Consider the following 12,765-nt stretch of genomic DNA (forward strand, 5'->3'; position numbering starts at 1 on the left):
ATTTTAGCCCCGTTTTTTGTTGGTGATTTACTTACTTAACCTTCTACAATTCGTTCTGACGAAGTGAGAAGGCTTTTGTGTAATGACTGCTGCGCGATGGTTAGGGCAAAAGAAAGTATACACTTCGTACTCGAAGTCATCATTGATTGCGCGACCAACCTGATAAAGTGCCGACACAAAATTACTATCGACTCTGAAGTTATGTTTGACGACATAATCTCTTTCTAAATACCAAAATAGTTCAATGCCTTCTTCGCGCGCATAGTTGGCTAAGACTTCTTTCAAAGTACCACCTGATTCAAAGCGTCGTGGCGCTAGCTCACCGGTCCAACCGGGAGAGGAAGGCTTTACAACCAGACCGCGTTGTGCCAACGCATCATCTAGAGGAAAAGTTGGTTTTCCTAAATTTATAACATACTGATCACGTTCAGTGTCTCGCTCGCTAACACGATTCCTAAAGCTCTCATAAAACTGCGATAGACCTTGCGCTGCAGCATTACTGGTTTTGGTCATGTCCATATTTTCTGGTAATGTACCGTTAAGCACATAATAGGCCGCAGCAATTAAAATTGCGCTTAGGGCGAGGTGTTTTACCCAAAAACCAGTTGAAGACGACTTTTTTCTTTTATTCTTTTTAGCCATACATAAGACTCATATTTTACTTGTAGTACGATGGAGCGTTTTCATCAGGTCGTGTTTTGAACCTGCGGTGCAGCCACATATATTGTGAAGGTGCTTTATCAATTGACTGCTCCATACGCTCATTTACACGTCTAACATCATTATTGTCATTACCACTAGGAAAGTCCTCTAGTAGTGGATGAAATTCAATATGATACTTACCTTGTTCATCTCGAGAGCCTGATAAGCTTAATGCCTCACAGTGTTTACTTGCTGCGAATAGCAAGGTCCCTGTCGTTGTTGCTGTGTCTTTTACCGCATAAAATGAAGTAAACTCACAGCGATTACGGCCATAATCCTGATCGGGTAAGTAGTAACACATTTTTTTGTTTTTTAGTGACTGTAATAAACCTTTTACATCTCTTTTACCGACTAATGCCTCATTCGAACGAAGTCGTCCTCGAGTCATAAAAAACTCCATCAAGGCATTGTTATGTGGACGGTAAAATCCAACTCCCGGCTGAATTGAACCGACAATTCGCCCTAGCATTTCAAGGTGCAGCATATGCGGTACAAGTAAAAGTACCCCTTTACCATCGGCCTGCACGCGCTCAACATGTTCAAAGCCTTTAATTGAACCAATCACATTTTTAACTCGCCAATTTGGCCACCACCATGCCATGCCAGTTTCTAATGTTGCCACGCCTGTGTTTTCCATATTCTCTTTTACGAGTTTAGCCTGTTCAGCCTCGCTCATATCAGGAAAACAGAGTTTTATATTTACTTCGGCAATTTTGCGGCGTTTCTTAACATATTTATGAACTAATTTTCCCAGGCCTTGACCTAACCATATTTGTATTTTTTGCGGAAGCCAAGAAATTAGGTAAAGGAAAAGCACACCAAGCCAAGTTAACCAATACTTTGGTGCCAAAAAAGCGAGTTTAAAAGATGGATTTGTGACCACAAAAGTTCTCTCGTACACAGAATTGTCGATAGTTTAACGATAAGCTTTTCAAAATACAAAAGCCGGCGAGTGCCGGCTTTTGAAAAAAGAATTTTAAGTGTCTGTTTAACTGGACTTAATTTTAGCCTTCAACAAGACCTTTGTTGATAGCTTCAAGGTCAGCTCTTGAAAGCGTACCTGTCGCTTGCTTAAGTCTAAGTGAAGAAAGTACGTATTGATAACGCAGGTTAGCAAGGTTACGTTTTGCTGCATATAAGTTTCGTGTACTAACTAGTACGTCAACAATGGTACGAGTACCTACTTCAAAACCCGCTTCTGTTGCTTGTAAAGCACTCTCAGCAGAAACAACGGCTTGCTCTAGTGCGCGGTAAGTCGCAACATCAGACACCACTTGGTTATAAGACGTGATCACCGAGCGTGTGATGTCACGCATACTCTTCTCAAGGTCTTCACTCGCGGCGACAAAGTTTGCTCTTGCTTGCTCAGTAGCTGCTTGTGTTTTACCACCAGAGTAGATTGGGACGTTTAAAGTTAATCCAACTTGAGTCGTGTCACCACGAGGTTTACCGTCTGCACCTGCTGCATTAGTTAAACCATCAGAATAAGATGCACTAAAACCCAATGTAGGGTAGTGACCAGACTTAGCTCTGTCGATTTCATCTGATGCAATGTCGAGTGTTGCTTTAGTGATCTGCAAAGATAAATTACGCTCTTTTGCCACATCAATAAAGTCTGTCGATTTCTTCGAAGGTTTCACAGTCGAAAAAGTATCTGTATTAAGCGCATCAAGTTTACTGTGATATTTTCCTGTAATAGTGCGAAGCGTTTCACGTGCTGTTTCAACATCATTTGAAGCAACAATTTCATCGGCAACAGCACGGTCAAACTGAGCTTGGGCTTCATGCACATCAGTAATTGCAGTTAGACCTACTTCATAACGCTGTTTTGTTTGCTCTAATTGTCTTTCGATTGCACGTTTTTCTGCTTGAACGAATTCAAGGTTGTCTAATTTACTGAGAACATCAAAATAACCTTGGGCAATACGAACAATTAAATCTTGTTGAGCTAACGCGTATTGAGAGCTTGACTGAAGTGCGCGCTTTTCTGCAATGTCTAGGTTTTGCCAAACACCTAAATTAAAGATTGTTTGCGAAAGGCTAATTTTTCTCGTGAATGAGTCAGAAGATGAACTACCAAACACATAACCTGTTGCGTCGTTACCGTCATAGCCATCTGTATCTGTTTCACCATAGCTCATTGAAAAATTAAGAGAAGGCAATAAATCAGCTAGGGCGCTATCAGTGGCGTATTTCTGTGCGTCAGCTTGGGCTTTGGCTTTTAATACCGTAGGATCATTGGCAGTTGCAATGTCGTAAACTTGTAATAAGTCTTCGGCTTGAGAAATCGTGCTGGTTAAAGCGCATGATAAACCAACAAGTAGTGATAATAAGCTTTTTTTCATTTGTCGCTCGATCCTTAGACAATTTTTAATTGAGAGTATGTTACCGTGTTTTCATCAATAGCAAAGGGGTAAATACGTAAAAGTTTACGCTCAAGTGTAACAGAATATATTACAGTTGAAATACCTAGTTTTTTGCGTCTAGATCCCTATTTTTAAAGGTAAATTTATGAAGTCTATAAATCAATTTAATGAAAATGATGTAAAAATCACATCAATTGAGCCGGTTTTTGATGGCTTCTTTAAAATTCATGCGTATAAATTTAATCATGCGCTTTTTGCTGGTGGTATGAGTCAAACTGTGCGCAGAGAAATACTAGAGCGCGGCCATGCTGTGGCTGTTTTACCGTACGATCCGAGTACAGATAATGTACTACTTATTGAGCAAATTCGCATAGGCGCGCTGGCAACAAAAGACTCACCTTGGTTACTAGAATGTATTGCTGGCATGGCCGAGGGGTCGACTGACTATGAGGAAGTGGTTCGCAAAGAAGCCAAAGAAGAAGCCGGCTTAGAACTGCAAGAACTTGAGTTTATGACATCATATTTATCAAGTCCTGGCGGTACCACTGAGCGATTATATTTATATCTGGCGAAAACAGACTTATCCAATGCAGGTGGTATCTATGGCTTAGATAACGAAGACGAAGATATCAAAGTGCATGTTATGCCTTATGATGAAGCGATTGCACGCCTAAACAGTGGAGAAATTGATAACGCTGCGACTGTGATTAGTCTACAATGGTTAGCGTTAAATAAAGCTCGTATTTTGGAACAATGGCAAGCAGAGTAAAGAGGTGCACAGTTGAGTAATGTGGTTACTAGGCAAGCGTATATTCAATCTCTCCCTAAGTATATTACCTTATGTGAGCGTAACTACTTACGCGCGTTAAAAGTATTACCTGAAGAAGTGGTTGGCGAAAAGCGAAAAATCGTATTAGCCAATGCCAGTTACGAAGTACATATTGACGACTGTGCGAAATACACCACAGATATCTCGATTAAACAAACTTCAACAATCAGCGACTATCTGCCTGAACTAGATATCGCTGTGCGTCTATACCATGATGCCAAGGTGGCCGAAGTGGTACATCATGATTTTCATCAGCGTATTAAGCCCTCATACGGTTATCCTAACCCGAGTATGCATCACAAAGATGAAAAATATCAGCTGAATGCTTTTTTAGGCGACTGGCTGATGGCATGTCTAGAAAGTGGTCGAGTACCTTTAAACTGGGATGTGAACAATGGCATGGTTTGAACAAGCTTATACTTTTGATACTCGCCATTTAAAGCTTGCTCATTTTACTGATTGTCACTTATTCGCTAACAGAGAAGGTGAATATTTTTCTGTTAATACAGCGAGCAATTTAACGGCAACCTTCGATTTCCTTGCTACACAGCAATTAGATGCGGCAATATTTGGTGGCGATATTACCCAAGATCATACTACTGAGTCTTATCAGTTGTTTTCTGAACTGCTTAAAAAAAGTGGTTTAACTTGTCCTGTCTTTTGGTTGCCTGGGAATCACGATGAACCCTGTGAGTATGCAGCGATTGAAAACACTCAAATACTGCCACATAAAAAACTAGTTGCAGATGGCGTTGAAGTATTACTACTGAATTCAAAAGGCGACACGCCAGCAGGCTGGTGTAAGCAAAGTCACTTAGAAGAATTAAACACGCTTTTGCATGAAACTGAAAACCATGTGCTCGCGCTATGTCATCACCATCCAGTGCCAATCAACGGGTATTTAGATAAACACATTTTAGAAAATGGGCCGCAGTTATTAAACGCTTTGGTTAATAGCGAAAAAGTAAAAGCGCTTATTCACGGCCATGTGCATAACGATTACTCGCAAAGCTTTAGAGGGTTGCCTGTGTTAGCAACACCTGCCACTTCGATTCAGTTTTCTAAAGCAACGCCTAATTGGCAGCAGCAAAACTTGGGGCCCGCAGTGCGTTTAATTGAGTTCTCGCGTTCAGCATTTAAAACAGAGGTGGTATGGTTAAACGCGTAATTTATATCCACGGGTTTAATAGCTCAGAGAAGTCATTTAAAGCGCAACAGTTTGGGCAATGGATATCAACGCATTATCCTGATATTGAGTACACCTCACCGAGATTACACTTTGATCCCAGAATTGCCATCATTCAGCTAACACAGCTTATTGACCAGCATACGGTGTTGTTGGGTAGTTCACTAGGAGGATATTATGCTACCTATTTGTCGCAGTTGCATAACATTAAAGCAGTTGTGATTAATCCGGCAGTTAAGCCTTTTGAATTATTAGCAGATTACTTGGGACCGCAGTATAATCCCTATCAAGACATGCACTACGAACTTACCTTAGAGCATGTTGCTGCACTAAAGTCGTTTTATGTTGAGACGCTTTCTCAGCCAAGCAATATTTTATTGCTGCAACAAATGGGCGATGAAGTGCTTCCATTTCATCAAGCGGTTGATTATTTCAAACAAAGCGCGCAACATGTAGAGTTTGCCGGTGATCACAGTTTTATGGGTTTTGAACGCTACTTTGACACCGTTGCCAAATTTCTTAAAATCACGTACAACAAATCGAATAAAAAAGATAAAGAATTAAGCCATGAGCCAGCAGAATTATAATGCCGAAGCGATAGAAGTTTTAAACGGGTTAGAGCCTGTAAAACGTCGCCCGGGAATGTACACAGATACCACTCGACCTAATCATTTAGGCCAAGAAGTAATAGATAACAGTGTTGATGAAGCATTAGCTGGCCACGCAACCAAGATTGACGTCATCCTGCATGAAGATAACTCACTAGAGGTTATCGATGATGGCCGAGGTATGCCAATTGATATTCACCCTGAAGAAGGCATTCCTGGGGTAGAGCTGATCCTGACCAAACTGCATGCTGGTGGTAAGTTCTCAAACAAAAATTATCAGTTTTCAGGTGGTCTACACGGGGTAGGTATTTCAGTCGTAAACGCCTTATCAACACGTGTTGAAATTAGCGTGCGTCGTGATGCTCAAGTCTATGAAATGGCATTTGAAAACGGCGATAAAGTACAAGACCTAGAAGTGACGGGCACGGTAGGTAAGCGTAATACAGGTACTTCAGTCCACTTTTGGCCTGATGCAAGTTACTTCGACTCAGCAAACTTCTCTTTATCTAGGCTTAATCACTTACTAAAAGCCAAAGCGGTATTATGCCCAGGCTTACGCATTCGCTTTATCAATAAGCAAACAAAAGAAACGCAAGAATGGCACTATGAAGCTGGCCTTGAAGATTACTTAAAAGACGCAGCAAGTGGTTTCGAAGTATTACCAAAATCGCCTTTTACTGGCAGCTTTAGTGGCTCAACAGAAGGTGTTGATTGGGCGCTACACTGGTTACCTGAAGGTGGCGAGTCAATCGCAGAAAGCTATGTAAACCTAATACCGACAGCACAGGGTGGTACACACGTCAATGGTCTTCGCCAAGGTCTATTAGAGGCAATGCGTGAGTTTTGTGAATTCCGTAACTTATTGCCCCGAGGTGTGAAGCTAACTCCAGACGATATCTGGGATAAATGTAGCTACGTATTATCGGTTAAGATGCAAGATCCACAATTCGCAGGTCAAACCAAAGAAAAGCTATCTTCGCGTTCATGTGCGACCTTTGTATCGGGCATTGTAAAAGATGCATTTAGTCTATGGCTAAACGAGCATACAGAAACGGCTGAACTACTGGCTGAATTGTGTATCAGCAATGCGCAAAAACGTATGCGCGCAGCGAAAAAAGTGGTGCGTAAAAAGGTTACATCAGGTCCTGCATTACCGGGTAAACTCACCGACTGTTCGGGCAGCGAAACAGAGCGTTCTGAGCTATTTTTAGTAGAGGGTGACTCGGCGGGGGGGTCTGCGAAGCAAGCCCGAGACCGTGAATTCCAAGCTATCATGCCACTGCGCGGTAAAATCCTAAATACCTGGGAAGTTGAATCAGGACAAATTCTAGCATCTCAAGAAGTACATGATATTTCAGTCGCTTTAGGTATCGACCCTGATTCAACTGATTTATCGGGCTTGCGCTATGGCAAAATTTGTATTCTTGCCGATGCTGATTCGGATGGATTACACATTGCGACACTCTTGTGTGCGCTATTTGTTAAGCACTTCCCAACCTTAGTCAAAGCAGGCCATGTGTATGTGGCAATGCCGCCATTATTCCGTATTGATATTGGTAAAGAAGTTTATTACGCGCTCGATGAAGACGAAAAGCGTGGTATTTTAGATAGAATTGAAGCCGAGAAAAAACGCGGCAAAGTGAACGTACAGCGATTTAAAGGTCTGGGTGAAATGAACCCAATGCAGTTACGTGAAACAACCATGGACCCTAATACGCGCCGTCTCGTACAGCTGACATTAGACGAAGAAGAGCACACCATTGAAATGATGGATATGCTGCTTGCGAAAAAGCGCTCGGGTGACCGTAAAACTTGGCTTGAAGAGCATGGCGACAGAGCCGAAGTGTAAGAATAGAGTTTAAAATTGAATAGCCGCTAAACGATTTCATCGCTAGCGGCTTTGTACGTTTTGTTCATTTCAGTTAATGAAAACGTATAAAGATAATAACAATAGGGCGCGATATGACAGATCCGCAAGCCTTGTCATTGCAAGGCATAGAACAGCAAACTATGGGGCGCTTCACTGAAGACGCTTACCTCAATTATTCCATGTACGTGATCATGGACCGTGCCTTGCCGCACATAGGTGATGGCTTAAAGCCTGTACAACGTCGTATTGTGTATGCGATGAGCGAACTGGGCCTTTCAGCCGCTGCGAAGTATAAAAAGTCAGCGCGTACAGTCGGTGATGTACTGGGTAAATACCACCCTCACGGTGACAGTGCATGTTACGAAGCCATGGTATTAATGGCGCAACCATTCTCTTATCGCTATCCGCTCGTTGATGGTCAAGGTAACTGGGGTGCCGCAGACGATCCTAAGTCGTTCGCGGCAATGCGTTATACCGAAGCCCGATTATCCAAATTCTCAGAAGTGCTGTTAAAAGAACTTGGTCAAGGCACCGTTGATTGGACTCCGAACTTTGACGGCACCATGAACGAGCCGTTAGTGTTGCCTGCGCGTTTACCGCATATTCTTCTTAATGGTGTAACGGGTATTGCCGTTGGTATGGCGACGGATATTCCGCCACACAATGTACGTGAATTAGCGTCTGCTTGCTGTACGTTACTAGATAAGCCGAAAACAACGTTAGAAGAGTTATTAGAGGTAGTTCAGGCACCAGATTACCCAACCGATGCTGAAATCATCACGCCAAAAGCGGATATTCAGAAAATCTATACTACGGGTAAAGGCTCAATAAAAATGCGTGCTGTGTACGCCGAAGAGCAGGGCGAAGTAGTGATAACGGCTTTACCGCATCAGTGCTCGGGTGCAAAAGTGCTAGAGCAAATTGCAGCGCAAATGACGGCGAAAAAGCTGCCTATGGTCGCCGACCTTCGCGATGAATCAGATCACGAAAACCCAACGCGCATTGTGATTGTCCCACGTTCAAATCGAGTTAAAGTTGAGCCTCTGATGGCGCACTTATTTGCAACCACTGATTTAGAAAAGAGCTACCGTGTTAACCTAAATATGATTGGCTTAGATGGCAGACCGCAAGTTAAAGATTTACGCTCAATCTTAGCGGAATGGCTTGTGTTCCGCCGTGAAACAGTGCGTCGTCGTTTGCAGTATCGTTTAGATAAAGTACTTGCTCGACTGCATATTTTAGAAGGTTTAATGATCGCCTTCTTAAATATCGACGAAGTCATCGAAATTATCCGTAATGAAGATAACCCAAAAGCAGAGTTGATGTCGCGCTTTGGCCTATCTGACAAGCAAGCTGAGGCCATTCTTGATCTAAAACTTCGTCATTTAGCGAAGTTAGAAGAGATGAAAATCAAAGGCGAGCAAGATGAACTTGCGGCAGAGCGTGACAAGTTAGAGCTAACACTTGGCTCTGAACGTCGTATGTCGACCTTGATGAAAAAAGAAATTCAAGAAGCCGCAGAGCTTTATGGTGATGAACGCCGCTCGCCTGTGGTTGAGCGTGGTGAATCAAAAGCCTTAAGTGAAAAAGACTTAATTCCTTCAGAAGCCGTTACTGTGGTGCTATCTGAAAAAGGCTGGGCACGTGTTGCTAAAGGCCATGATATTGATGCAGAAGGCTTAAATTATCGTTCAGGCGATGAATATAAAGCCTCAGCACGGGGTAAGAGCAACCAACCTGCCGTATTCTTAGACAGTACAGGGCGCGCGTTTGCGACTGATGCCCACAGCTTACCGTCAGCCAGAAGTCAAGGTGAACCAATGACAGGTCGCTTTAGCTTAGCGGGTGGCGCGACATTTGAACATGTGGTGATGGGCGAAGAAGAAGAGCTTTACCTGATGGCCACTGATGGCGGTTATGGCTTCATTACTGGCTTTAATGACTTAGTCAGTAAGAATAAAAATGGTAAAGCGCTAGTAACTGTGCCAAAAGGAGCTGAGCTCATAGCACCTATCTCTGTGAATGATGTTGCAACCGATCGCTGTATGGCAATTTCAAATGAAGGTCGAATGCTTATTTTCCCACTGCGTGATTTGCCAAAACTGGCTAAAGGTAAAGGTAATAAGATCATCTCTATTCCAAGTGCGAAAGTACAAGCGCGTGAAGAATTTGTAAAAGTACTTGCGTGTGTGCCTGATGGTGCATCGGTTACATTACATGCAGGTAAGCGCAAACTAACCCTTAAGCCAAGTGATTTAGAACATTACTATGGTGAACGTGGTCGTCGTGGTAATAAATTACCAAGAGGGCTTCAGCGTGTTGATGAATACGAAATTGAGTTTACTAAAGCGGAGCCTATTGAAGAGGTCTCGTCAGAAAGCTCAGAGTAAGCATTTAAGCTTTGAAAGCCCGCAATTGCGGGCTTTTTTAATGGCTAATCGTATTAGCTAATTATCTGAACTATAAAAATAAAATTTCGTGTCGGGTAAAAGTCGTGGTTGAGTTGCTGTACTTTGTTCATAGTGACCTCGTTGGAAGCAAGGAAATAAGAAATAATGGTTTTAAAACAATTAAGAGTCAGTCGGCACTTAACTCAAGAGCAGTTAGCTGAAATGTCTGGTCTCAATGTTCGTACAATTCAGCGAATTGAAAGTGGTCATAATGCCAGTTTGGAATCATTAAAATGCCTTGCCTCTGTTTTAGAAGTGAATGTAGATACATTGCAACAAACGAGGTTAGATATGAAAACACAAGAAGAGTTATGGCAAGCTGCGCCACTGTGGGTCAGATGTTGGTTTGCTTTAAATTATCTCAATTTAACGCCGTCAAAACGTGCGACAGTTCGGGCATTATTTACTTGTCACATAAGTGGTTATTTATTCTGTTTACTAGGCCTGATCAGTCAGCCAGCACTGGCGGGCGGCATCATTATGTTGGGAGTCGGGTATTTCTTCAATTTTTGTTTATGGCTTGGCAATAAGTATAGTATCTGGAGTGATGCAGAGCAGACTTAATTCATTACGTGCTGTCAGTTTCTAAAGTGAGTATTAGACCAGTTGCTATTGGCGAAAAGCAACTGAAGCTGATAAGTTTAATGCTCACTTATTACACAAGATAAAAACAAAAAATGAAAAAACTGACTCTTAGCTTAGCCTTATTACTCAGTGCTAATATTCACGCTCTAGATTTAGATAAATCGGTTCAACAAAGTTTACCTAAACTCAATCAGCTTTATTTACACCTGCACCAGAATCCAGAATTGTCCTATCAAGAAGAGCAAACAGGTAAGCGTTTAGCTAAAGAGCTAGAACAGCTTGGTTTTGATGTGACTAGCAATGTGGGTGGTTTTGGCGTAGTTGGTTTATATAAAAATGGCAACGGCCCAACTGTGATGATCCGCGCGGATACGGATGGGTTACCTATTGTTGAGCAGACAGGTAAACCGTATGCGTCAAAAGTAAATGTGCTAGATAAGCATAATAATCAGGTCGGTGTTATGCATGGCTGTGCTCACGATATTCACATGACCAGTATGATCGGTTCTGCTGAGCAGTTAATAAAGCATAAAGACCAATGGCAAGGGACCCTGATGATGGTTGCTCAGCCTGCTGAAGAAGTCGGGGGCGGTGCCAAAGCCATGATCAAAGAGGGATTATTTAAGCAGTTTGCAAAACCTGATTATGTGTTGGGTTTACATACCAGTGCATCCCTCCCTGCTGGGCAAGTGGCAATCGCACCAGGCTATGCGCTAGCAAACGTGGATTCGGTAGATATTTCAGTCAAAGGCAAAGGCGGACATGGTGCGTACCCACATACCACTATCGACCCTGTGGTATTAGCATCTCGCATTGTTTTAGGTCTGCAAACCATAACCAGCCGAGAAATTTCACCGCTTAAGCCATCTGTCATTACTGTCGGTTCAATTCACGGTGGTTCAAAGCACAATATTATTTCAAATGAAGTAAAGTTACAGCTAACGCTCCGCTCATACGACCCCGCGGTGCGAGAGCAGCAAATTGCGGCGATTAAACGCTTAACTGCTGGCATTGCACAAAGTGCCGGGTTAGATGAGTCGCTTTATCCTGAAGTGTTGGTGCATGAATCGGAGTCTATTCCATCAACTTATAACAATCCTGAACTTGCAACTCGTATGACGAAGAGCATTAAACAGGAGTTAGGTGACTCGCAGGTTGTCAAAGCTGAGCCTGTTATGGCGGGCGAAGACTTTGGTTTATTTGGCCGTACCGAAGAAAACATTCCAATTACCATTTTCTGGCTAGGTGGGGTTGAGCCAAGCAGCTATCAAGCCGCAATGCAAAGTGGTGAGTCTCTACCTTCATTACACTCAAGCAAGTTTGCACCAGATTATGAACTGGCAGTACATACGGGTGTAAGAGCCATGACAGCCAGTGCACTTGATCTTTTTAAACAGTAGTTTTTAATTCGTTAAAAGATAAAAGAGCCGCAAGATTATCTGCGGCTATTTTATTAAAAAGGCGCAGGCGTAGTAAAAGTCATCATCTTTTCAGTGCGAGGGTGCGCAATTTGCAACATCTCGGCATGCAGCTGTAAACGGTTTGCTGCCGCAAGTGCTTCACCTTTTGCATATAACCTGTCGCCTAAAATGACATGACCCAGTGATAACATGTGAACGCGTAATTGATGTGAGCGACCTGTGATTGGGGTAAGTTTTACGCGCGTTGCAGCTGCTTCATAGTCTAACACTTCAAAATGTGTCAAAGATGGTTTACCACTTTCGTGACACACCATTTGTTTTGGTCGGTTAGGCCAGTCGCAAGTTAGGGGTAAATTTACAGAGCCAGAAGGCTGTGCTAACTTGCCATGTACGCGGGCAATGTAATATTTGTTGGTTAAACGGTCTTGAAACTGAATGCTTAAAAAGCGATGCGCTTCTTTGTGCATAGCTAGACACAGCACGCCGGAGGTTGCCATATCCAAACGGTGCACGATACGTGCATTAGGGAAAACACGGTTTACTCGTGCAATTGCACAATCGGCATGCTTGGGGTCTTTACCGGGCACTGTTAACAGTCCACTAGGCTTGTTGATGACCAACATATCGTCATCTTGATACAGAATATCTAAATATGGGTCTAGTGGGGGAGCATAGTTAAGTAGCACAGTAATACCTCGTTTTCAGCAAGGTCGCTATTCTACCCTAAGGCCAAGGCAATAAGCGAGTT

Annotated in this window: 12 protein-coding genes; 8 read left to right on the top strand and 4 right to left on the bottom strand. The window is 42.8% G+C overall.

Translation table 11 applies throughout. From position 1 onward, the window contains the following. Positions 1-27: 27 nt before the first annotated feature. The 3 genes from C1E24_RS14695 to tolC form a co-directional block, all read right to left on the bottom strand. Positions 28-642 carry a TcpQ domain-containing protein gene (locus tag C1E24_RS14695; RefSeq protein WP_138482694.1) on the bottom strand — a complete coding sequence of 205 codons (615 nt, stop codon included), beginning with the start codon at positions 640-642 and terminating at the stop codon, positions 28-30. A gap of 16 nt (positions 643-658) precedes the next feature. Next, complete coding sequence (gene lpxL, locus C1E24_RS14700) at positions 659-1,585, bottom strand: LpxL/LpxP family Kdo(2)-lipid IV(A) lauroyl/palmitoleoyl acyltransferase (protein WP_138482696.1); 927 nt, start codon at positions 1,583-1,585, stop codon at positions 659-661. A gap of 121 nt (positions 1,586-1,706) precedes the next feature. Then, positions 1,707-3,047, bottom strand: coding sequence for an outer membrane channel protein TolC (tolC, locus tag C1E24_RS14705; RefSeq protein WP_138482698.1), 1,341 nt, complete (start codon positions 3,045-3,047; stop codon positions 1,707-1,709). A gap of 166 nt (positions 3,048-3,213) precedes the next feature. Here tolC and nudF point away from each other — a divergent pair, with 166 nt between their 5' ends. The 8 genes from nudF to C1E24_RS14745 all read left to right on the top strand — a co-directional run bounded on the left by nudF (position 3,214) and on the right by C1E24_RS14745 (position 11,996). Beyond that, positions 3,214-3,837: an ADP-ribose diphosphatase gene (gene nudF, locus C1E24_RS14710; protein ID WP_138482700.1), complete on the top strand. Its 624-nt coding sequence runs from the start codon at positions 3,214-3,216 to the stop codon at positions 3,835-3,837. Positions 3,838-3,849: 12 nt separating this feature from the next. After that, positions 3,850-4,305: a DUF1249 domain-containing protein gene (locus C1E24_RS14715; RefSeq protein ID WP_138482702.1), complete on the top strand. Its 456-nt coding sequence runs from the start codon at positions 3,850-3,852 to the stop codon at positions 4,303-4,305. Beyond that, positions 4,292-5,065 (top strand): metallophosphoesterase, encoded by a 774-nt coding sequence (locus C1E24_RS14720; RefSeq protein ID WP_138482704.1) that lies wholly within the window; start codon positions 4,292-4,294, stop codon positions 5,063-5,065. The genes C1E24_RS14715 and C1E24_RS14720 overlap by 14 nt, the downstream gene beginning before the upstream one ends. Then, positions 5,050-5,670 carry a YqiA/YcfP family alpha/beta fold hydrolase gene (locus tag C1E24_RS14725; RefSeq protein ID WP_138482706.1) on the top strand — a complete coding sequence of 207 codons (621 nt, stop codon included), beginning with the start codon at positions 5,050-5,052 and terminating at the stop codon, positions 5,668-5,670. Before C1E24_RS14720 ends, C1E24_RS14725 begins: the two co-directional genes overlap by 16 nt. Further along, a complete protein-coding gene (gene parE, locus C1E24_RS14730) occupies positions 5,651-7,540 on the top strand; it encodes a DNA topoisomerase IV subunit B (protein WP_138482708.1) in 1,890 nt (629 codons plus the stop codon). Before C1E24_RS14725 ends, parE begins: the two co-directional genes overlap by 20 nt. Before the next feature lie 113 nt (positions 7,541-7,653). Then, positions 7,654-9,951: a DNA topoisomerase IV subunit A gene (gene parC, locus C1E24_RS14735; protein WP_138482710.1), complete on the top strand. Its 2,298-nt coding sequence runs from the start codon at positions 7,654-7,656 to the stop codon at positions 9,949-9,951. Between the two features lie 165 nt (positions 9,952-10,116). After that, the gene (locus tag C1E24_RS14740) at positions 10,117-10,575 is read left to right on the top strand and encodes a helix-turn-helix domain-containing protein (protein WP_138482712.1); all 459 of its coding nucleotides are present in this window, start codon (positions 10,117-10,119) and stop codon (positions 10,573-10,575) included. 113 nt (positions 10,576-10,688) lie between these two features. Beyond that, positions 10,689-11,996 carry an amidohydrolase gene (locus C1E24_RS14745; RefSeq protein WP_138482714.1) on the top strand — a complete coding sequence of 436 codons (1,308 nt, stop codon included), beginning with the start codon at positions 10,689-10,691 and terminating at the stop codon, positions 11,994-11,996. A gap of 53 nt (positions 11,997-12,049) precedes the next feature. On the opposite strand, the gene rluA is transcribed toward C1E24_RS14745, so the two are convergent. Beyond that, positions 12,050-12,703, bottom strand: a complete 654-nt coding sequence (gene rluA / locus C1E24_RS14750; protein WP_138482716.1) for a bifunctional tRNA pseudouridine(32) synthase/23S rRNA pseudouridine(746) synthase RluA — start codon at positions 12,701-12,703, stop codon at positions 12,050-12,052. Positions 12,704-12,765 lie beyond the last annotated feature (62 nt).

Origin of the sequence: Pseudoalteromonas phenolica, from assembly GCF_005876835.1 — a bacterium.
In the GTDB taxonomy this organism is placed as follows: Bacteria; Pseudomonadota; Gammaproteobacteria; order Enterobacterales; family Alteromonadaceae; genus Pseudoalteromonas; species Pseudoalteromonas phenolica_B.